19 protein-coding genes are annotated in these 20,822 nt (G+C 69.7%); 18 read left to right on the forward strand and 1 reads right to left on the reverse strand.

Annotated elements, in window-relative coordinates; translation table 11 throughout:
* Nucleotides 1–3: 3 nt before the first annotated feature.
* The 18 genes from aroC to AC5RTY_RS05980 all read left to right on the forward strand — a co-directional run bounded on the left by aroC (nt 4) and on the right by AC5RTY_RS05980 (nt 19,379).
* Nucleotides 4–1,203, forward strand: a complete 1,200-nt coding sequence (aroC, locus tag AC5RTY_RS05895) for a chorismate synthase (protein ID WP_493999807.1) — start codon at nt 4–6, stop codon at nt 1,201–1,203.
* Nucleotides 1,203–1,745, forward strand: coding sequence for a shikimate kinase (locus AC5RTY_RS05900; RefSeq protein ID WP_493999806.1), 543 nt, complete (start codon nt 1,203–1,205; stop codon nt 1,743–1,745). The genes aroC and AC5RTY_RS05900 overlap by 1 nt, the downstream gene beginning before the upstream one ends.
* On the forward strand, nt 1,742–2,839 hold the full coding sequence (aroB, locus tag AC5RTY_RS05905) for a 3-dehydroquinate synthase (RefSeq protein ID WP_494139205.1): 1,098 nt from the start codon (nt 1,742–1,744) through the stop codon (nt 2,837–2,839). The genes AC5RTY_RS05900 and aroB overlap by 4 nt, the downstream gene beginning before the upstream one ends.
* A 342-nt stretch (nt 2,840–3,181) precedes the next feature.
* On the forward strand, nt 3,182–3,745 hold the full coding sequence (gene efp, locus AC5RTY_RS05910) for an elongation factor P (protein WP_493977527.1): 564 nt from the start codon (nt 3,182–3,184) through the stop codon (nt 3,743–3,745).
* A complete protein-coding gene (gene nusB, locus AC5RTY_RS05915) occupies nt 3,745–4,164 on the forward strand; it encodes a transcription antitermination factor NusB (RefSeq protein ID WP_493999804.1) in 420 nt (139 codons plus the stop codon). Before efp ends, nusB begins: the two co-directional genes overlap by 1 nt.
* Nucleotides 4,165–4,397: 233 nt before the next feature.
* Entirely contained in the window at nt 4,398–4,991 is a 594-nt protein-coding gene (pyrR, locus tag AC5RTY_RS05920; RefSeq protein ID WP_494139206.1) for a bifunctional pyr operon transcriptional regulator/uracil phosphoribosyltransferase PyrR, read from the forward strand.
* Nucleotides 4,988–5,992, forward strand: coding sequence for an aspartate carbamoyltransferase catalytic subunit (locus tag AC5RTY_RS05925; protein ID WP_493999802.1), 1,005 nt, complete (start codon nt 4,988–4,990; stop codon nt 5,990–5,992). Before pyrR ends, AC5RTY_RS05925 begins: the two co-directional genes overlap by 4 nt.
* On the forward strand, nt 5,989–7,317 hold the full coding sequence (locus AC5RTY_RS05930) for a dihydroorotase (RefSeq protein WP_494139207.1): 1,329 nt from the start codon (nt 5,989–5,991) through the stop codon (nt 7,315–7,317). Before AC5RTY_RS05925 ends, AC5RTY_RS05930 begins: the two co-directional genes overlap by 4 nt.
* A 1-nt stretch (nt 7,318) precedes the next feature.
* Nucleotides 7,319–7,819 (forward strand): PH-like domain-containing protein, encoded by a 501-nt coding sequence (locus AC5RTY_RS05935; RefSeq protein ID WP_494139208.1) that lies wholly within the window; start codon nt 7,319–7,321, stop codon nt 7,817–7,819.
* A gap of 8 nt (nt 7,820–7,827) precedes the next feature.
* Nucleotides 7,828–9,033, forward strand: a complete 1,206-nt coding sequence (gene carA, locus AC5RTY_RS05940) for a glutamine-hydrolyzing carbamoyl-phosphate synthase small subunit (protein WP_494139209.1) — start codon at nt 7,828–7,830, stop codon at nt 9,031–9,033.
* The gene (carB, locus tag AC5RTY_RS05945; protein WP_494014044.1) at nt 9,033–12,332 is read left to right on the forward strand and encodes a carbamoyl-phosphate synthase large subunit; all 3,300 of its coding nucleotides are present in this window, start codon (nt 9,033–9,035) and stop codon (nt 12,330–12,332) included. Before carA ends, carB begins: the two co-directional genes overlap by 1 nt.
* Nucleotides 12,325–13,200: an orotidine-5'-phosphate decarboxylase gene (pyrF, locus tag AC5RTY_RS05950; RefSeq protein ID WP_494139210.1), complete on the forward strand. Its 876-nt coding sequence runs from the start codon at nt 12,325–12,327 to the stop codon at nt 13,198–13,200. The genes carB and pyrF overlap by 8 nt, the downstream gene beginning before the upstream one ends.
* A 174-nt stretch (nt 13,201–13,374) precedes the next feature.
* Entirely contained in the window at nt 13,375–13,692 is a 318-nt protein-coding gene (gene mihF, locus AC5RTY_RS05955) for an integration host factor, actinobacterial type (protein ID WP_493999796.1), read from the forward strand.
* 12 nt (nt 13,693–13,704) lie between these two features.
* On the forward strand, nt 13,705–14,277 hold the full coding sequence (gmk, locus tag AC5RTY_RS05960; RefSeq protein ID WP_493999795.1) for a guanylate kinase: 573 nt from the start codon (nt 13,705–13,707) through the stop codon (nt 14,275–14,277).
* Nucleotides 14,278–14,319: 42 nt separating this feature from the next.
* Nucleotides 14,320–14,583: a DNA-directed RNA polymerase subunit omega gene (gene rpoZ, locus AC5RTY_RS05965; RefSeq protein ID WP_493999794.1), complete on the forward strand. Its 264-nt coding sequence runs from the start codon at nt 14,320–14,322 to the stop codon at nt 14,581–14,583.
* A 24-nt stretch (nt 14,584–14,607) separates the two neighbouring features.
* The gene (locus AC5RTY_RS05970; RefSeq protein WP_494139211.1) at nt 14,608–15,888 is read left to right on the forward strand and encodes a bifunctional phosphopantothenoylcysteine decarboxylase/phosphopantothenate synthase; all 1,281 of its coding nucleotides are present in this window, start codon (nt 14,608–14,610) and stop codon (nt 15,886–15,888) included.
* A 144-nt stretch (nt 15,889–16,032) separates the two neighbouring features.
* Nucleotides 16,033–17,238: a methionine adenosyltransferase gene (metK, locus tag AC5RTY_RS05975; protein ID WP_494023035.1), complete on the forward strand. Its 1,206-nt coding sequence runs from the start codon at nt 16,033–16,035 to the stop codon at nt 17,236–17,238.
* 5 nt (nt 17,239–17,243) lie between these two features.
* Nucleotides 17,244–19,379: a primosomal protein N' gene (locus tag AC5RTY_RS05980; protein ID WP_494139212.1), complete on the forward strand. Its 2,136-nt coding sequence runs from the start codon at nt 17,244–17,246 to the stop codon at nt 19,377–19,379.
* Here the strand turns inward: AC5RTY_RS05980 and AC5RTY_RS05985 are convergent.
* The gene (locus AC5RTY_RS05985; protein WP_494139213.1) at nt 19,261–20,772 is read right to left on the reverse strand and encodes an HNH endonuclease; all 1,512 of its coding nucleotides are present in this window, start codon (nt 20,770–20,772) and stop codon (nt 19,261–19,263) included. The genes AC5RTY_RS05980 and AC5RTY_RS05985 overlap by 119 nt on opposite strands.
* Nucleotides 20,773–20,822: the final 50 nt, after the last annotated feature.

The following is a 20,822-nucleotide window of genomic DNA, read 5'->3' on the forward strand; positions in this document are numbered from 1 at the left end:
TCCATGTTGCGTTGGTTAACCGCCGGTGAATCCCATGGTCCGGCCCTGGTAGGCATTATCGAAGGCGTCCCTGCCGGCGTCGAATTGACCGCGGCCGAGGTCCAGGATGCCCTGGCCCGGCGGCGTCTCGGCTACGGCCGCGGCGCCCGGATGAAGTTCGAAAAGGACCAGGTCACCCTGGTGGGCGGCGTCCGCCACGGTCTGACCCAGGGCGGCCCGGTGGCCATCGAGGTTGCCAACACCGAATGGCCCAAGTGGGAAACCGTCATGTCCGCCGATCCGGTGGATCCGGCGGCCCTGGCGGACCTGGCCCGCAACGCCCCGCTCACCCGGCCCCGGCCGGGCCATGCCGACTTCACGGGCATGCAGAAGTACGGCTTCGACGAAGCCCGCCCCGTGCTGGAACGGGCCAGCGCCCGGGAGACCGCGGCCCGCGTGGCCCTGGGTACCGTGGCCGCGAAGTTCCTCGCCGCGCTGGGCATCCGACTGGTCAGCCACACCACCGCGGTGGGCCGGGTCTCCGTGCCCGAAGGCTGCCCGCTTCCCGGGCCGGGCGACGTCCTGGCGCTGGACGAAGATCCGCTGCGGTGCTTCGACGCCGAGACGTCCGAGGCCATGGTGCTGGAAGTGGACCAGGCGCACAAGGACGGCGAAACCCTGGGCGGCGTGGTCGAGGTGCTGGCCTATGGCCTGCCGCCGGGACTGGGCAGCTACGTGCACTGGGACCGCCGGCTGGACGCCCGCCTGGCCGCCGCCTTGATGGGAATCCAGGCCATCAAGGGCGTGGAGGTCGGCGACGGCTTCCTCACCGCCGCCCGCCGCGGATCGGAAGCCCATGACGAGATCGTCCGCGACGAAGACGGCACCATCGTGCGGGCCAGCAACCGGGCCGGCGGCATCGAGGGCGGCATGAGCATCGGGGAGACCCTGCGCGTCCGGGCGGCCATGAAACCGATCGCCACGGTGCCCCGCGCGCTGTCCACCATCGACGTCACCACAGGAGAGCCCGCCAAGGCCCACCACCAGCGTTCGGACGTCTGCGCGGTGCCGGCATCCGGCGTCGTCGCCGAAGCGATGGTTGCCCTGGTCCTCGCCGAGGCCGTGACCGAGAAGTTCGGCGGCGACTCCGTGAGCGAGACGGCACGCAACCTCCGGTCCTACCTGGCGGCGATCCCGGAGTCGCTGGATTCGATCGGCCGCTAATGGCAGCCGGGCAGCCGCTCAAGCTGCGGCGCCACCTGGTCCTGATCGGCCCGATGGCGTCCGGCAAGTCGACGCTGGGCAGCCAGTTCGCCAGCCGGCACGGCCTCGCCTTCGCCGACAGCGACAAGCGGCTCGTCGAACGCCACGGTCCGATCACCGCGATCTTCGCCTCGATGGGCGAGCACGCCTTCCGCGAGCTCGAGGCCCGCGAAGTGGCCGCACTGCTCGCCGCCGGCCGGCCGCCCGCCGTGGTCTCGCTGGGCGGCGGCGCCATCCTGGACACCGGCACCCAGCAACTGCTGGCCGACTGCACCGTGGTTTTCCTGGACATCGACGTGGATACCGTGCGGCCGCGCATCATCAAGGACACCGGCCGGCCGCTGCTGGCCGGCGACCCCGTGGGCCGATGGATCGAGACCTTCGGGCAACGCCGGCCGGTCTACGAGCGGCTGGCGGACCTGGTGCTGGACACCCGCGGCAAATCACAGCAGCAACTGCTGGCCGAACTGAGACAACTGCTTGATGAAAGGCACGAACAGTGAGCAACACCGCCGAGGCAACCACCATCCCGGTCACCGGGAACACGCCCCAGGAGGCGTACGACGTCGTCGTCGGCCACGCGCTGCTGGGCCGCCTGCCGCAGGTGCTGGGGGAGCGGGTCCGCAAGGTCCTGGTGATCCACCCGCGCGCGCTGCGTGCCACCGGCGACGCGGTGCGCGAGGACTTGGCCGCCAACGGGCTGGAGGCGCTGACCGCCGAAATTCCGGACGCCGAGGAGGGCAAGCACATCCAGGTGGCTTCGTTCTGCTGGCAGGTGCTGGGACAGAACGACTTCACCCGCTCGGACGCCATCGTGGCCGTGGGCGGCGGCGCGGTCACCGACGTGGCCGGCTTCGTGGCCGCCACCTGGCTGCGCGGCGTCAAGGTGGTACACATCCCCACCAGCCTGCTGGGCATGGTGGACGCCGCGGTGGGCGGCAAGACCGGCATCAACACCGCCGAGGGCAAGAACCTGGTCGGCGCGTTCCACCCGCCGGCCGCGGTGCTGGCCGACCTGGACGCGCTGCAGACACTGCCGCCCAACGAACTGGTCACCGGCCTGGCCGAAGCCGTCAAGTGCGGCTTCATCGCCGACCCGGCCATCCTGGAGGTGGTCGAAGCGGACCCCAAGGCCGCCAGCACCGCCGGCACGCCGCAGCTGCGGGAGATCATCGAGCGGTCCATCCGGGTCAAGGCCGGGATAGTCTCCTCCGACCTGCGCGAGTCCGGCCGCCGGGAGTTCCTGAATTACGGGCACACCCTCGGCCACGCGATCGAGCTGGCCGAGCGCTACCAGATGCGCCACGGCGCGGCCGTTTCGATCGGCCTGGCCTTTGCCGCCGAGCTGTCCCGGATGGTGGGCCGGCTGGACGACGCCACCGCCGACCGGCACCAGGCGATCCTGACGTCGCTCGGGCTGCCCGTGACCTACCGCCGCGACCGCTGGGCCGCGCTGCTGGACGGGATGAAGCGGGACAAGAAGGCCCGCGGCGACCTGCTGCGGTTCGTGGTGCTCGACGGCCTGGCCAAGCCCGGAATCCTGGAGGTGCCGGACACCTCGCTGCTGTTCGCCGCCTACCAGGAGATCGCCGAGTAGCCCCCGACGTCGGCGCCGGAGGTGGCGCAGGGGTCCGGCGCGCCTTGGGTTCGCTCCCGCGTTTGGCTGGGCGGCCCGTACATCTCCGCACGTCGGGGCCCTTTGGGCTGACAAGACGTGGGCAGTTAGGGCTAAACGTGGGACGCAACCACCCACCCTGTCCGCGGCAGCGGCTGGCGTTGCCGGCCGCTGGAACCGCTCCGGGCCAAGGCGCGGCCAGCCCGTCCGCAGGGCCGCGCTTCGGTCAGGCAACCCGCCAGCAGGTAGAATGTCTGCTGGACTTCGCTCCGGGCCGGGCGGACTTTCCGCCCGCGGCCCGCCATCATCGACGAAAGTGAAACTGTGGCCACGACCAACGACATCAAGAACGGCACCGTGCTGAAGCTGGACGGCCAGCTGTGGAACGTCATTGAGTTCCAGCACGTGAAGCCGGGCAAGGGCGGCGCATTCGTGCGCACCAAGATCAAGAATGTCGTCAGCGGCAAGATCCAGGACAAGACGTTCAACGCCGGCCTGAAGATCGAGACCGCCACGGTTGACCGCCGCGATTACACCTACCTGTACAAGGACGGCGACGACTTCGTCTTCATGGACGTGCAGGACTACGACCAGGTCACCGTTCCCGGCCCGGTGGTCGGCGACGACGAGAACTTCCTGCTGGAAAACATCAAGGTCAACATCGCCATGCACGACGGCATCCCGCTCTACATTGAGCTGCCCGCCTCCGTGGTCATGGAGATCACCTACACCGAGCCCGGCCTGCAGGGCGACCGTTCCACCGGCGGCACCAAGCCCGCCACCGTGGAGACCGGCTACCAGATCCAGGTTCCGCTGTTCCTGGAGACCGGCACCAAGGTCAAGGTCGACACCCGCACCGGCGACTACCTGGGACGAGTCAACGACTAGTGAGTGCTCCCACTTCTGCCCGCGGCAAAGCCCGCCGCAGGGCCGTCGACGTCCTCTTTGAAGCCGAACAGCGCGGCGTGTCCCCGGCCGATGCGCTGGCCGGTCGCGGCAACACCGACCAGGTGATCAACCCCTACACCGCCCAGATTGTGGAGGGGGTCGCCGCCCTGCAGCCGACCATCGACGAGTTCCTGGCCACCTACGCCCAGGGCTGGACGCTGGAACGGATGCCCGCGGTGGACCGGATTATCCTGCGGGTCGGCTCCTGGGAACTGCTCTACAACGACGACGTCCCCGACGGCGTCGCGGTCAGCGAGGCCGTCGAGCTGGCCAAAACGCTCTCGACCGACGAGTCGCCGTCCTTCGTCAACGGCCTGCTGGGCCGGCTGCAGCAGCTCAAGCCCACGCTCCTGGCCTGACCCCGGCCAGCAGCCACCATCCCCACGCACGACGGCGGGTGCCCGCATTCCGGGCACCCGCCGTCGCCGCGTTCGGCACCCCCGCGCCGCGCGGGTGAGCTTGCGCACATCGCCCGCGCATCGCCGTCGCACAGCCGTCACGAACGGCAGGAGCGGAGGCGGGCATGGTAATTTTGAGGGCGCAAGCAACCTTTAAATTCCGTCCAGTGAGGCGGGGAAGGAGGCGGCAACAGATGAACACGGACCACCCGGCGCAGCCGGCATCGTCGCGCGTTGTACTTGCCGAAGCGGACATCAACCGCGCATTGACCCGTATCGCCCACGAGATCCTCGAGGCGAACAAAGGCTCCCAGGACCTGGTCCTGCTGGGCATCCCGCGCCGCGGTTACCCGCTGGCCCGGCGGCTGGCCGCCAAAATCGCCGCCGCCGACCCCTCCGTCACCGCCGACAAGATCATCGGCCAGCTCGACGTGACCATGTTCCGCGACGACCTGCGCCGGCATCCCACGCGGTCGCCGCTGCCCACCCAGCTGCCGGCCGACGGCATCGACGACAAGGTCGTGGTGCTGGTCGACGACGTGCTCTATTCCGGGCGCACCATCCGCGCCGCCCTGGACGCCCTGGTGGATCTGGGCCGGCCACGGATCGTGCGGCTGGCCGTGCTGGTGGACCGCGGGCACCGCGAGCTGCCGATCCGCGCCGACCACGTCGGCAAGAACCTTCCCACCTCCTCCAAGGAGAAGGTCCGGGTCCGGCTGGCCGAGACCGACACCAACAACGGCGCACCGGCGGCCGACGAAGTAGTGATCGAGGACGTCAGCGCATGAAACACCTGCTCTCCACCGCGGACCTGGCCAAGCAGGACGCGGTGCAGATCCTCGACACTGCCGAGGAGATGTCCGCGGTCTCCCAGCGCGAGGTCAAGAAACTGCCCGTGCTGCGCGGCCGCACCGTGGTCAACCTCTTCTTCGAGGACTCCACCCGCACCCGCATTTCCTTCGAAGCAGCCGCCAAGCGGCTCTCCGCCGACGTCATCAACTTCGCGGCCAAGGGATCCTCGGTTTCCAAGGGCGAATCGCTCAAGGACACCGCCCAGACCCTGGAGGCGATGGGCGCCGACGCCGTCGTCATCCGGCACTGGGCCTCCGGGGCACCGGCCCGGCTGGCCGGGTCGGGCTGGATCGACGCCGCCGTGGTGAACGCCGGCGACGGCACCCACGAACACCCCACCCAGGCGCTGCTGGACGCGTTCACGCTGCGGCGCACCTGGGCCAGGCTCACCGGCACCGCCTCGGCCGGGAGCGACCTGGCCGGCATGAAGGTGGCCATCGTCGGGGACATCCTGCACTCCCGGGTGGCCCGCTCCAACCTCTGGCTGCTGCGCACCCTCGGCGCCGAGGTCACCATGGTCGCCCCGCCGACGCTGCTGCCCGTGGGCAGCCGCCAGTGGCCGTGCACGATCAGCTACGACCTGGACGCCACGCTCGCCGAGGGCACCGACGCCGTCATGATGCTGCGCGTGCAGGGGGAGCGGATGAACGCCGCCTACTTCCCGTCCACCCAGGAGTATTCGCGCCGCTGGGGATTCGACGACCGCCGCCTGGCGGCGCTGGACGCCTCCGGCCGCGCCGGCACCATCATCATGCACCCCGGCCCGATGAACCGCGGGCTGGAAATTTCCTCGGCGGCCGCCGACTCGCCGCGGTCCACCGTGCTGGACCAGGTACGCAACGGTGTTGCCGTGCGGATGGCCGCGCTCTACCTGTTGCTCTCCGGCGGCACCGAATCCGCCGCCCCCGCTCCCACCGCCACCCAGGAGGCCAAGTGACCGAGTCCAGCGAAACCACCTACCTGATCCGCGGGGCTTCGCTGACCGGCGGCGAGCGTGCCGACCTGCTGCTCCGCGGCGGGAGAATCGCGGAGGCGGGCACCGGCCTGAGCGCGGCCGGCGCCGTCGACATCGATGCCGACGGGCTGATCGCGCTGCCGGGCATGGTCGACCTGCACACACACCTGCGCGAGCCGGGCCGCGAGGACGCGGAGACGGTGGAGACCGGCACCCGGGCCGCGGCCCTGGGCGGCTTCACGGCCGTGCACGCGATGGCCAACTCGACGCCGGTCGCCGACACCGCCGGCGTGGTCGAGCAGGTATACACGCTGGGCCGGACCGCCGGCTGGGCCGATGTCCGCCCGGTGGGCGCCGTGACCGTGGGCCTGGCCGGCGAACGGCTCGCCGAACTCGGCGCGATGGCCGACTCCCGGGCCCGGGTCCGGCTCTTTTCCGACGACGGGATCTGCGTGTCGGACCCGGTGCTGATGCGCCGCGCGCTGGAGTACGTCAAGGCGTTCGACGGCGTGATCGCCCAGCACGCCCAGGAGCCGCGGCTGACCGACGGGGCGCAGATGAATGAGGGAACCGTCTCGGCGGTGCTGGGCATGACCGGTTGGCCGGCAGTCGCGGAGGAGAGCATCATCGCCCGCGACGTGCTGCTGGCCCAGCACGTGGACTCCCGCCTGCACGTCTGCCACGTCTCCACGGCCGGATCGGTGGAGCTCATCCGCTGGGCCAAGGCCCGCGGGATCAAGGTCACCGCCGAGGTCACGCCGCACCACCTGTGGCTGACCGACGAACTGGTCCGCAGCTTCGACCCGGTCTACAAGGTCAACCCGCCGCTGCGCACCGACGAGGACGTGCAGGCTCTGCGCGCCGGCCTGGCCGACGGCACCATCGACGTCGTCGGCACCGACCACGCACCGCACCCATCGGAGGCGAAGGAGTGCGAGTGGGCGCAGGCAGCCATGGGCATGACCGGGCTGGAAACCGCGCTGTCCGTCGTGCAGCACACCATGATCGAATCCGGCCTGATCGGCTGGGCCGACTTCGCCCGGATCACCTCCGCCATGCCGGCCCGGATCGGCCGTCTGCCCGGCCAGGGCCAGCCGCTGGCCGCAGGATCGGCCGCCAACATCACCCTGGTGGACCCGGCGGCCCGCTGGACAGTGGACCCCTCGGCGATGGCCACCAAGGGCAGGAACTCGCCGTTCGCCGGCCGGGAGCTGCCCGGCCGCGTGGTTGCCACGTTCCTCAACGGACACCCCACGGTGCTGGACGGCGCCCTGAACACGCCGGCACGCCCGGCAGGGGAGGCCTGAGATGAACCAGATGCAAGCGGGCCTGGTGATGCTCGCCGTCGCCGTCGTGCTCATGGTGCTGGTGGGCGTCGGCTGGCGCAACCGGGTCAAACGGCAGCGGGACATCGCGCCGTTGCCGCAGGTCCCGGCGGACACCGCCAACCCGACCGGCTACTACGAAGGCATGTACGTGGTCACGACGACGGCGGGGGACTGGCTTGACCGCGTCGCCGTCCACGGCCTCGGCATCCGGACCAAGGCGGCGCTGCGGACCTATCCGCACGGCGTGCTGATCGAGCGGCCCGGCTCCACGGACCTCTACATTCCGGCCGGAAGCATCTCCGACGTCCGCACCGAGAGCGGCATGGTGGGCAAGTTCGTGGAGTCCGAGGGCCTGGCCGTGATCACGTGGAAGCTGGGGGAGCGCGAGGTCGACACGGCCTTCCGCACCCGGCAGGCCGCCGACAAACACCCGCTGCTGGCGCAGCTGCAGACATACCTACCCGCCGTACAGGAAGACTAGGACCTATCGTGAGCGCAGAAACAACTTACCTCTCCGCACCGGCGCTGCTGGTGCTCGAAGACGGCCGGACCTTCCGCGGCCGCAGCTACGGCGCGCAGGGCACCGCGCTGGGCGAGGCGGTCTTTTCCACCGGCATGACCGGCTACCAGGAGACCATCACCGACCCGTCCTACGCCCGCCAGCTGGTGGTGCAGACCGCACCCCACATCGGCAACACCGGTGTGAACGACGACGACGCGGAGTCCCGCAAGATCTGGGTGGCCGGGTACGTGGTCCGCGACCCGGCCCGCCGTCCCTCCAACTGGCGCTCCGAGCGCAGCCTGGACGACGAACTGGTCAACCAGGGCATCGTGGGCATCCAGGGAGTGGACACCCGCGCCCTGACCCGCCACCTGCGCGAACGCGGCGCCATGAAGGCCGGCATTTTCTCCGGTGACGCGGCCGCCCGCCCCGCCGCGGAGCTGCTGGCCGAGGTCACCGCGCAGCCGGCGATGGAAGGCGCCCGGCTCGCCGAAGAGGTCAGCGTCACCGAGGCCTACACCGTGGACCCGGCCGACCACGGCTGGGACGGGGAGCCGCGGTTCACCGTCGCCGCCCTCGACCTGGGCATCAAGGCCATGACCCCCGTCCGGTTCGCCGAGCGCGGGATCCGGGTGCACGTGCTGCCCGCCACCGCCAGTTTCGACGACATCCAGGCCCTCGCGCCCGACGGCATGTTCATGTCCAACGGGCCCGGCGACCCCGCCACGGCCGACCGCCAGGTGCTGCTGCTGCGCAAGGTGCTCGACGCCGGCCTGCCGTTCTTCGGCATCTGCTTCGGCAACCAGATCCTGGGCCGCGCCCTGGGCTTCGGCACCTACAAGCTGCGCTACGGCCACCGCGGCATCAACGTGCCGGTCATGGACCGGAGCACCGGAAAGGTCGAAATCACCTCGCAGAACCACGGCTTCGCCGTCGACGCCCCGCTGGACGGGCCCACCCTGGCCCCGGAGGAGCGCTTCGGCCGGGTCGAAGTCAGCCACGTCTGCCTCAACGACGACGTCGTCGAAGGCCTGAACTGCCTGGACATCCCCGCCTTCTCCGTCCAGTACCACCCGGAGGCGGCCGCCGGACCGCACGATGCGGCGCCCCTGTTCGACCGCTTCACCGACCTGATGAACTCCCGCCGTAACCAGACCGGGACCGCTTCCGAGACCATGAAGGAAAGCAAGTAATGCCCAAGAGAGAAGATCTGAAGTCCGTCCTGGTCATCGGTTCCGGTCCCATCGTGATCGGACAGGCGGCCGAGTTCGACTATTCCGGCACGCAGGCGCTGCGGGTGCTGAAGGAGGAGGGCCTGCGGGTCATCCTGGTCAACTCCAATCCCGCCACGATCATGACGGACCCCGAGTTTGCCGACGCCACCTACGTGGAGCCGATCACCCCGGAGGTGGTCGAAAAGATCATCGCCAAGGAGCGCCCGGACGCCGTGCTGCCCACGCTGGGCGGCCAGACCGCCCTGAACACCGCCATCGCGCTGGACAAGAACGGTGTGCTGGACAAGTACAACGTGGAGCTGATCGGCGCCAACATCGCCGCCATCGAACTTGGCGAAGACCGGGAGAAGTTCAAGGGCGTGGTGGAGCGCTGCGGCGCCGAGTCCGCCAAGTCCGTGATCGTGCACTCGATGGACGAGGCCTTCGCCGCGGCCGAGGAACTGGGCTACCCGATGGTGGTGCGCCCGTCCTTCACCATGGGCGGCCTCGGCTCCGGGATGGCCTACAACGCGGATGACCTGCGCCGGATCGCCGGGGCCGGCATCCAGTACAGCCCCACCAGCGAGGTGCTGCTCGAAGAGAGCATCCTGGGCTGGAAGGAATACGAGCTCGAGATGATGCGCGACAAGAATGACAACGTCGTCGTCGTGTGCTCGATCGAAAACTTCGATCCGGTGGGCGTGCACACCGGCGACTCCATCACGGTCGCCCCCGCCATGACGCTGACCGACCGCGAGTTCCAGAAGCTGCGCGACATCTCCATCGCGGTGATCCGCGAAGTCGGCGTCGACACCGGCGGCTGCAACATCCAGTTCGCCATCGAACCGGACACCGGCCGCGTCGTCGTGATCGAGATGAACCCGCGCGTCTCCCGGTCCTCCGCGCTGGCTTCCAAGGCCACCGGTTTCGCGATCGCCAAGATCGCCACCAAGCTGTCGCTCGGGTACACGCTGGACGAGATCCCCAACGACATCACCCAGCAGACCCCGGCCGCCTTCGAACCGACGCTGGACTACGTCGTCGTCAAGGTTCCGCGTTTCGCGTTCGAGAAATTCCCGGCCGCCGACCCGACGCTGACCACCACCATGAAGTCCGTCGGCGAGGCGATGGCCATCGGCCGCAACTTCACCGAGGCGCTGCAGAAGGCGCTGCGGTCGCTGGAGCAGAAGGGGTCGCAGCTCGAGTTCGACCCGGTCAACGACTACGATGTGCCCGAACTGCTGGCCAAGTCCAGGGTCGGGTCCACCGAGCGGCTCTCGATGGTGCAGCGGGCGCTGCTCGGCGGTGCCACCGTCGAGCAGGTCTTCGAAGCCACGTCGATCGACCCGTGGTTCCTGGACCAGCTGCAGCTGATCAACGAAGTGGCCACCGAAATCCGCCGGGCGCCGGCACTGACCGAGGACATCCTGCGGCTGGCCAAGCGGCACGGCTTCTCCGATGAACAGATCGGCAAGCTCAGCCACACCAGCGAGGCAGTGGTCCGCGGAGTCCGTCACGCGCTGGGCATCCGCCCGGTGTTCAAGACGGTGGACACCTGCGCCGCCGAATTCGCCGCCTACACCCCGTACCACTACTCGTCCTACGACGAGGAGGACGAGGTCGAGCTGCACGCGAAGCCGTCGGTGATCATCCTCGGCTCCGGCCCCAACCGGATCGGCCAGGGCATCGAGTTCGACTACTCCTGCGTCCACGCCACCATGGCGCTGCGCAAGGCCGGGCACGAGACCGTCATGATCAACTGCAACCCGGAGACCGTCTCCACCGACTACGACATCTCCAACCGCCTGTACTTCGAGCCGCTGACGCTCGAGGACGTGCTGGAGGTCATCGCGGCGGAGGAGCGCACCGGCGGCGTGCTCGGCGTGTTCGTGCAGCTGGGCGGCCAGACCCCGCTGAAGCTGGCGCAGGCGCTGGCGGACGCCGGCATCCCGATCCTGGGCACCTCGCCGGAGGCCATCGACCTGGCCGAGCACCGCGGCGCCTTCCAGCGGGTGCTGGATTCGGCCGGGCTGGTAGCCCCGAAGAACGGCACGGCGGTTTCCTTCGAGGAAGCGAAGAAGATCGCCGACGAGATCGGCTACCCCGTGCTGGTCCGCCCGTCGTACGTGCTGGGCGGGCGCGGCATGGAGATCGTCTACGACGAGGCCAACCTGTCGCGCTACATCGCCAACGCCACCGAGATCACGCCGGACCATCCGGTGCTGGTGGACCGCTTCCTGGAAGACGCCATCGAGATCGACGTCGACGCCCTCTACGACGGCAAGGACCTCTACGTCGGCGGCATCATGGAACACATCGAGGAGGCCGGGATCCACTCCGGCGACTCCGCCTGCGTGCTGCCGCCGATCACGCTGGGCGCCGACGTGCTGGACCGGGTGCGCAAGGCCACCGCCGCCATCGCCGAGGGCGTGGGGGTGCGCGGCCTGATCAACATCCAGTTCGCGCTGGCCGCCGACGTGCTCTACGTGATCGAAGCCAACCCGCGCGCTTCCCGCACCGTCCCGTTCGTGTCCAAGGCCACCGGCGTGCAGCTGGCCAAGGCCGCGGCGCTGATCGGTACCGGCGTGGACATCGACATGCTGCGCAGCGTCTACAAGGTGCTGCCCGAGACCGGCGACGGTTCCCGGCTGCCGCTGGAGGCACCGGTGGCGGTGAAGGAAGCGGTGCTCCCGTTCAGCCGCTTCCGCACGCCGGAGGGCACCGTGGTCGACTCGCTGCTGGGGCCTGAAATGCGCTCCACCGGCGAGGTCATGGGCATCGACAAGTACTTCGACACGGCGTTCGCCAAGAGCCAGGCCGCGGCCGGCAGCGCCCTGCCCACGTCCGGCAAGGTGTTCGTCTCGGTGGCCAACCGCGACAAGCGCTCCATCATCATGCCGGTCAAGCTACTGGTGGACCTGGGCTTCGAGATCCTCTCCACCGGCGGCACGGCCGAGGTGCTGCGCCGCAACGGCATCCAGTCCACCACGGTGCGGAAGGTCGCCGAGGGCCGGTCCGACGACGGCGAGGGCACCATCGTCGACCTGATCACCGAAGGCCAGATCGGACTCGTGCTCAACACCCCCTCCGGCGGCCAGGCCCGCGGCGACGGCTACGAGATCCGCGCGGCGGCGACATCGGTGGGCACGCCGATCATCACCACGGTGTCCGAGTTCGGCGCCGCCATCCAGGCGATCGAAGCGATGCGCCAGTACGAGTGGGACGTCACCAGCCTGCAGGAGCACGCGGAGAACCTGAAGGCCGCCTTCCATGCCTGAGCCGCACGCCCGGTCGCAGCGCGCCGCCTTCGGGCAGCGGCTGCGGGCGGCGATGGAGGCCCGCGGGCCGCTGTGCGTGGGGATCGACCCGCACCCGTCGCTGCTCTCCGCCTGGGGACTGAACGACGACGCCGGAGGGCTGGAACGCTTCTCCCTCACCGTGTTGGACGCGGTGGGGGAGCAGGCCGCCGCCCTCAAGCCCCAGGTGGCCCTGTATGAACGGCACGGTTCGGCCGGGCTGGCGGTGCTGGAGAAGCTGCTGGCGGCCGCGGCCCAGGCCCGTGCCCTGACCATCGCCGACGCCAAGCGCGGCGACATCGGCTCCACCATGGCCGCCTACGCCGACGCGTGGCTGCGCGACGGCTCGGCGCTGGCGGCCGACGCCGTGACGCTCAGCCCCTACCTCGGGTACGAATCGCTGCGGCCGGCGCTGGACCTGGCGTCGGCAACCGGCCGCGGGGTGTTCGTGCTCGCGCTGACCTCCAACCCGGAGGGCGCCAGCGTGCAGCACGTCGGCGGCGCCGAATCCGTGGCCGCCCGGATCGCGGACGCGGCCGCGGCGGACAACGCCGAGGCCGGGCGCGCCGGGGAGCTGGGCTCCGTGGGCCTGGTGGTCGGCGCCACGGTCCGGGCCGAGGTGATGGAACGGCTCGGGCTGGACCTCGCCGCGGTCAACGGGCCGTTGCTGGCCCCGGGGCTGGGCGCCCAGGGTGCCACCGGGGCGGATATCGCGGCGGCCTTCGGCTCCGCCGTCGGGAATGTCCTGGCCACCTCCAGCCGGGACATCCTCCGGGCGGGCCCGGACCTCGCCGGCTTGCGCGCCGCCGCGGACCGCACCCTGGCCGGCCTGGCGGGCCTCTCGGGTTGAGCAGCCGGCGCAGGAGGCGGGGCCTCGGGCGGCCGGCAGCCGGCTGCCCGGTCCACGCCTCCTGCGCCGGGCAGCGGCCCTTCAGCCGCGGTGTTGCCGTTCTGGTAAGTTCAATTCATGCCCAATATGCCCGCCCGGCATCTTGTCCGACGGGCCGGATTGTCTGGAGGAGCTGTGGGTCTTCGACCGCTGACGGAGAGCGAACGCACCACCGCCCGGCTGAAAGCGACGGCCGCCCGGGTCGAGCGCGCGGAAATCAAGGCCAAAGTGAAATCCGGCGCCATGACCGTCGCCGAGGTAATCGAGGCGGCCGGGTCGATGGAATCGGTCGGCCGGCTGCGCGTGGCCGACCTGCTCGAATCGTTGCCGGGCATCGGACCGGTCCGCGCCGCCGCCATCATGGAGGCGGTCCGCATTGCGCCCAGCCGCCGGCTGCGCGGGCTCGGCATCCACCAGCGGCGAGCCCTGATAGACCACTTGGAATCCCAGTAACAGATGGAAGATATGTCCGACAAACCCCGCCTGACCGTTCTCGCCGGCCCCACCGCCGTCGGCAAGGGCACCGTTTCCACCTATATCCGCGACAACTACCCCGACGTCTGGCTTTCCGTATCCGCCACCACCCGGGAACCGCGGCCCGGCGAGCAGGACGGCGTCCACTACTTTTTCGTCGGCCCCGAAGAGTTCGACCGCCTCGTGGCGGCAGGCGACATGCTGGAATGGGCCCTGGTGCACGGGCGGAACCGCTACGGCACGCTGCGGCGCACCGTGGAAGAGGCCATGGCAGACGGAAAGTCCGTGCTCTTGGAGATCGACCTGCAGGGCGCCCGGCAGGTCAAGCAGTCCATGCCCGATGCCACGTTCGTGTTTCTGGCCCCGCCCAGCTGGGAGGAAATGGTCCGCCGGCTGGTGGGGCGCGGCACGGAAACACCCGAGGAACAGCAGCGCCGGCTGGAAACCGCTAAACTGGAACTTGCTGCCGAGCCCGAGTTCGATTTCACCGTCGTGAATGACGATGTCAAGCGGGCGGCAGACGAGCTCGTTTCATTGATGGGACTTGTTCCGCACCCGCGCTGAGCGGGCCCCGAAGAACACGTCCCGGAACCCATTGGAGATTTTGTGTCGACCAACCTCGAAGGCATCATCAACCCGCCGATCGACTCCCTGCTGGAAGCAACGGATTCGAAGTACGCGCTGGTGATTTACGGTGCCAAGCGTGCCCGCCAGATCAACGCCTACTACTCGCAGCTGCACGAAGGCCTGTTCGAGTATGTCGGCCCGCTGGTGGACACCAAGCTGAACGAGAAGCCGCTGTCCATCGCACTGCGCGAAATCAACGAGGGCCTGCTGGTCAGCAAGCCCGTCGAAAAGGTTGCAGAGTAACCAGCGTCTAACACCGGGGCAGGCATGCGGATCATTTTGGGCGTAGGCGGCGGGATCGCCGCCTACAAGTCGGCATCCCTGCTTCGGTTGTTTAAGGAAGCCGGCCACGAGGTGACGGTGATCCCGACCGACGCCGCCGAGAAGTTCGTTGGCCGCGCCACCTGGGAGGCCCTCTCCGGCAACCCGGTGAGCAACAGCGTGTTCGATGCCGTCGAGTCGGTCAACCACGTCCGCCTCGGCCAGGAAGCCGACCTCGTGGTGGTATGCCCGGCCACAGCGGACCTGTTGGCGCGCGCCGCCGCCGGCCTGGCCGGCGACCTGCTCACCAACACCCTGCTGGTGGCCACCGCGCCGGTGGTCTTTGTGCCGGCCATGCACACCGAAATGTGGCAGCACCCGGCCACCGCGGCGAACGTGGCCACGCTGCGCAGCCGCGGCACCACGGTGATGGAACCGGCCATCGGGCGGCTCACCGGCAAGGACACCGGCCCCGGCCGGCTGCCCGAACCGGCGGACATCTACGACTTCATCACCGCCGCCCTCGCAGACGGGACTCTGCAACCGCGAACGACGGCGGAGGCCGGCTGGCCGGCGGATGCGTCAGCCCCCGCCCTCGCGGCTCCGGAACCCGGTCCGCTGGCCGGCAAGCGGGTCCTGGTCACCGCCGGCGGCACCCGCGAACCGCTGGACCCCGTACGCTTCCTGGGCAACCGGTCCTCCGGCAAGCAGGGCGTGGCACTGGCCCGCGCCGCTGCGGCCGCGGGAGCGGAGGTTGAACTGATCGCCGCCCACCTTGAGGTGGATATCCCGGACGGGATCAAGTCCAGCTCGGTGGAAACCGCCCTGGACCTGCGCGAGGCGACGCTCGAAGCGGCGGCGCGCTCCGACGTCGTCATCATGGCAGCCGCCGTGGCGGATTTTCGTCCGGCTGAAGTGACCGACACCAAGATCAAGAAGCGCGACGACGCCGACGACCCCGTGATCACGCTGGTGCGGAATCCGGACATCCTGGTGGAGGTCGTGCAGCAGCGCGGCCCCGGCGATGTGCCGCTGATCGTCGGTTTCGCCGCGGAGACCGGCGACGACCGCGGCGACGTGCTCGACTACGCGCGCAGCAAGCTCGAGCGAAAGGGCTGCGACCTGCTGGTGCTCAACCGCGTGGGCCGCGACCTGGTGTTCGGGCAGGATGACACCGAGATCACGGTGCTGGCGCGCAGCGGCGTCGAACCGCAGACCCACCGCGGCAGCAAAGACAGCGCGGCGGCCGTGGTCGTCGAGCGCATCACCGCCGAACTCTCCCGCTGACACTGCGCGCGGGCGCTTCCGGCCGGCCGCGGGAACCGGCCCGCCCGTGACCCCCTGTGTACTACCGTTTCGCTCCATGACCCGGCCTTTCGAGGCCGCGCCAACCGTTCCGTGGCGGTCCTCGCCAGCAAGTAAGGTATGTCTGTGACTTCTTCTGACAGCAATCTGCGGCTCTTCACGTCCGAGTCCGTGACCGAAGGCCATCCGGACAAGATCTGTGACCAGATTTCCGACGCCATTCTCGACGCGCTGCTGCGCGAGGATCCCGAGTCGCGGGTAGCCGTAGAGACGCTGACGACGACCGGCCTGGTCCACGTGGCCGGCGAGGTCACCACGAAGGGCTATGTGGAGATCCCCCAGATTGTCCGCGACACCATCCTGGAGATCGGATACAACTCCTCGGATAAGGGGTTTGACGGCGAGCGTTGCGGCGTGTCGGTTTCGATCGGGCAGCAGTCGCCGGAGATTGCCTCCGGGGTCTTTAATTCGTTCGAAACCCGCGAGGGGACCGGCATCGATGCGCGCGATGCCCAGGGTGCCGGTGACCAGGGCATCATGTTCGGCTATGCCAGCGACGAGACCGACGTCTTGATGCCCGCACCGATCTGGCTCGCGCACCGGCTGTCCGAGCGTTTGACCGAGGTGCGGAAGGACGGGACGCTTCCGTATCTGCGGCCCGACGGCAAGACGCAGGTGACCATCGGTTATGACGGCGACAAGCCGGTGTCGGTTAACTCGGTCGTGATTTCCAGCCAGCATGAAGGCGGCGTGGACCTCGACCACCTGCGTGCTGACCTCGCCTCGCGCGTGATCGAGCCGGTGCTGGCGGCCAGCTCCCTGGATGCTACGAACGTGCGCTACATCCTTAATCCGGGCGGCGACTTCGTGATCGGCGGGCCGGTGGGCGACGCCGGGCTGACCGGACGCAAAATCATCGTGGATACCTACGGCGGCATGGCCCGTCACGGCGGCGGCGCATTTTCCGGCAAGGATCCGTCCAAGGTTGACCGTTCCGCTGCCTATGCCATGCGCTGGGTGGCCAAGAACGTGGTCGCCGCGGGACTGGCCCGGCGCGCCGAGATCCAGATCGCGTACGCCATCGGGATGGCGCGGCCGGTCGGCATCTACGTCGAAACCTTCGGAACCGAGACCGTTGACCCGGCGCGTATCGCCCAGGCGATCGAGGAAGTCTTCGACCTGCGTCCGCTGGGCATCATCGACGACCTGCAGCTCAAGCGGCCCATCTACAAGCAGACCGCGGCGCACGGCCATTTCGGCCGCGAACATCCCGACTTCACGTGGGAGCGAACCGACCGGGCCGACGCGCTGCGCAGTTACTTCAACGCCTGAGCCTGATGGGCTCTGATCCGCACCAGCTGAGCCTGCTGCAGGGCTTCGGTGTCCCCAAGCAGGCGCCGGGTACCTCGCCGGCGGCGGCGACCGACCCGGTGGCGCAGGTGCTGATCGAAACGCCGCTGCCACATCTGGACCGGATCTTCGACTACCTGGTGCCGGAGAATCTGGACGACGACGCTGTTCCCGGCGCGCGGGTCAAGGCCCGCTTCGGCGGCCAGGAAATGAGCGGGTACATCACCCGCCGCACGTCGGAGGTTCCGGAAGGGGTCAAGCTTGCCCCGTTGGCCAAAGTGGTTTCCGCGCAGCCGGTGCTGACCGAAGAACTGCTCCGGCTGGCCACGTCCGTGGCCGAGCGTTACGCAGGCAACGTCAGCGACGTACTGCGCGCCGCCATCCCGCCGCGCGTCGCCAAGGTGGATAAGGAATTCGCCGCCCGCGAGGCGGGCCAGTCGGCTGACCCGGCACCTCCGGCTAGCACCGGGCCTTCGGCCGGCCCGGCACTTTCGGCTGACCCGGCACCTCCTACTACCGCCGCGCCTCCGGCTACCGTGCCGGTCGCGGATGGCGCAGAGCGAGCCTTCGCCGGTTATGACGGCGCCGGCGAGTTTCTGGCCCGGCTGGCGTCGGGTGCCGCCCCGCGTGCCGTGTTGGCCAGCCACAAGTCCTACGGCCCTGCTTCGTGGACAGCCCAGGTAGCCCACGCCGTGGCGAGCGTACGGCAGAGCGGCCGCGGCGCCGTCGTCGTTGTTCCGGACGCCAAGGACCTGGCGCGGCTGGAAGCCGAATTGGAGCGCGTCCTCGGCGCGGACCAGTATGTCCGCCTGACTGCCGAGGACGGGCCGACGCCCCGCTACCGGAACTACCTGCGGTTGCTGCATGGCGAAGTGTCCGTGGCCGTGGGGACGCGCTCGGCCGCCTTCGCTCCGGTGCAGGATCTGGGACTGGTGGCGATGTGGGACGACGGCGACGACCTGTTGCTGGAGCAACGTGCCCCGTACCAGCATGTGCGCGAGGTGTTGTTGCTGCGCACGGCACAGGCCGGTTGCGCCGCCCTTTTCGCCGGTGTCTCGCGCAGCGGCGAAACACAGCGCCTGGTTGAGAGCGGCTGGGCGTCGGCGCTCACACCTGCCCGGCCGTTCCTGCGCCAGGCGACCCCGCGGATCCTCAACACCGCTGATTCGTTCCAACAGGAACGCGATCCCATGCTGCGCCATGCCCGCCTGCCGCATGCCGCGTGGCTTGCCGCCAAGGAAGGCCTGGAGCGCGGTCCGGTGCTGGTCCAGGTGGCGCGGACCGGCTTTTCACCTGCCCTTGCCTGCCAGGACTGCCGCACGCCCGGCAGATGCACCGACTGTAATGGGCCGCTGGCGCAGCCGGGCCGGTCCGCGGCGCCGGCTTGCCGGTGGTGCGGCCGATTGGCCACGAACTACTCCTGCCCCGAATGCGGGTCCCACAGGCTCCGGGCCTCTGCGGTCGGCGCCCTGCGCACGGCGGAGGAACTGGGACGTGCGTTCCCAGGGGCGACGGTCGTGTCTTCCTCGGGGGAACACATCAAGTCTGTCGTCGAATCACGTAAAGCCCTGGTGGTCGCAACACCGGGAGCCGAGCCGGTGGCGCCCGATGGGTACGCCGCGGCGTTGCTGCTGGATGGCAACGCCATGCTCAGCCGCGAGTCTCTGCGCACCCCCGAAGACGTGCTGCGCCGGTGGTTCCGCGCCGCGTCGTTGGTGCAGCCGTCGTCCGAAGGGGGGCTGGTGGTAGTCACCGCCGACCAAGACGCGGTTGTGGCGCCCTTGGTACGGTGGGACCCCTCCGGCGCCGCAGCCCGGGAAATTCAGTTGCGGCGTGAGCTTCAGCTCCCCCCAGCCGTCAGGATCGCCGCCCTGACCGGGAAGCCCTCAGGCATTGAAGCCTTCATGGCGGACTTTGAGCTCAGCGGCAGCCTTCGAAGCGTCGGACCCGTTGAGCTTCCGGCCCGATCGGGGGAGAGCAGCGAGCACCGCTTGCTGCTGTTCTTCAGCTATCAGGACGGACCCCGCGTGACTGCCGCGCTTCGTCACCGCAAGGCCGCGCTGTCCGCCAAGCGGGTCCCCGACCCGGTGCAGGTGCGCTGCGACGGGACCGACCTGCTGTAACCTTCCGCACGCGCGGTCCTGCGCCGGGCGCGGGAGCAGGGGCTGCTTTTGTTTCCGCCGGCGGAGTGCCTGATAGTGGTGGCGGGGTGGAGGTGTAGGTGTGGCCGGTGGGTGTGGTGGTTTCCACCACATGGCCGGGTCCATCAATAGGGCGGCTGGACCAGCCTTCGGCTTCCTTTGACTGGTTGCATTGTTCGCACAGTCCCTGGCCGTTGGCCATGGTGGTTTCACCGCCTTGTGTCCAGGGCACGATGTGGTCGATGTGCCGGATCGGGGCGTCGCACCAGGGCCTTGCGCAGACGGCGTCGCGGGCGTGGATCATCCGGCGCATCCCGTCGGGGAATTTTCGTGCGGCCGAGTCCATCCCCAGCAGTTGCCCGGTCGCAGGCGCGGTGTAGAGGCGGCGGATCCAGACGTCCTCCACGCTGGCCTGTTGCAATACCTTGGTGCGTTGGGCCTGCTCGCGGGCGGTCTTCCACCCCGGCTCGGTCCCGGCCGGCGGCGCCTTCTGCCCGGCCGGGCCGGGCGGGCTGCCGCCGGTTGCTGCCAGTGCTGGCGCCGGTGCCGGCGGTTGCGGCGGGCGGGTGAGGTTGCGGGCGTAACGGGCCGGGACGATGCCGTGCCCGGTCAGCCAGGCCGGTTCGGCCTCGCCCCGGAGCAGGGCGCGGTCGGTCATCACCAGTTGGATTTCCAGCCGGGCGGGGTCGGCGGTGCTGCGGCCGGTGACGCGTTCGAACACGGTATCGGCCATCATCTGGCCCCGCGACCGGGGGTCGCCCGTGCTGCGCAGCCGGTCCGCTTCCTTGTGCAGGGCGGCCATCACCGCGACCCCCTGGGTGACCGGCAGCAGGGTCCGGACCGAGACCATGGTGTCCGGTTCGGGCCGGGAGGACACGTGCCGGTCCGCTTCGGCCTTCGCCGCCCGGTCCACCACCGAGCGGGGATCGAGCCGGTAGGCGAGGCGTTTGGCTTCGGCGCGCAGCGCCCGGTTCCCGAGCCCGTGCAGCCGGTCCCGGTTGCCGGCCAGTTCCCGGTCCACCCGGGCGCGGTGCTCCGGGGACAGGCAGCCGGTTTCCTGGGCCAGGATCTCGGCCCGGTATTCGTTCAGGTCCCCCGCGGCGAGGGCGGCCAGGGTGTGCGGCATCTGTGTGACCAGGGTCCGGGAGAGGTTCAGCAGGACCGCGGCACGGTGCGGGGACTCGCGCCGGGCCAACCCGATCTGGGCGGCCACCCCGGCGCCCTGCCGGTCTTTCGGGATCCCGGCGGCGGCACGGCGGGCACGCACCGATTCCTCCAGCGCGATCTGCACCCGGGCCTGCGCGGCCGCGGCGGCAGCCTTCAAACCCTCCAACGCCGTCAGCTCCTCCACCAACTCCCGCTCCGACGCACCCACGTCGATGCCCTCGAGGGCAACGGCCGCAGCGCGAACAGCGGCAGACCGCT

This window comes from Arthrobacter sp. Y3224055, from assembly GCF_059090825.1.

What these genes read in the sequence shown, in the direction of transcription:
- pyrF (WP_494139210.1), top strand. Translation starts at nt 12,325, where the DNA reads ATGCCTGAGCCGCACGCCCGGTCGCAGCGCGCCGCCTTCGGGCAGCGG.
- gmk (WP_493999795.1), top strand. Translation starts at nt 13,705, where the DNA reads ATGTCCGACAAACCCCGCCTGACCGTTCTCGCCGGCCCCACCGCCGTC.
- AC5RTY_RS05980 (WP_494139212.1), top strand. Translation starts at nt 17,244, where the DNA reads ATGGGCTCTGATCCGCACCAGCTGAGCCTGCTGCAGGGCTTCGGTGTC.
- AC5RTY_RS05970 (WP_494139211.1), top strand. Translation starts at nt 14,608, where the DNA reads ATGCGGATCATTTTGGGCGTAGGCGGCGGGATCGCCGCCTACAAGTCG.
- AC5RTY_RS05925 (WP_493999802.1), top strand. Translation starts at nt 4,988, where the DNA reads ATGAAACACCTGCTCTCCACCGCGGACCTGGCCAAGCAGGACGCGGTG.
- pyrR (WP_494139206.1), top strand. Translation starts at nt 4,398, where the DNA reads ATGAACACGGACCACCCGGCGCAGCCGGCATCGTCGCGCGTTGTACTT.
- AC5RTY_RS05900 (WP_493999806.1), top strand. Translation starts at nt 1,203, where the DNA reads ATGGCAGCCGGGCAGCCGCTCAAGCTGCGGCGCCACCTGGTCCTGATC.
- carB (WP_494014044.1), top strand. Translation starts at nt 9,033, where the DNA reads ATGCCCAAGAGAGAAGATCTGAAGTCCGTCCTGGTCATCGGTTCCGGT.
- AC5RTY_RS05935 (WP_494139208.1), top strand. Translation starts at nt 7,319, where the DNA reads ATGAACCAGATGCAAGCGGGCCTGGTGATGCTCGCCGTCGCCGTCGTG.
- aroC (WP_493999807.1), top strand. Translation starts at nt 4, where the DNA reads ATGTTGCGTTGGTTAACCGCCGGTGAATCCCATGGTCCGGCCCTGGTA.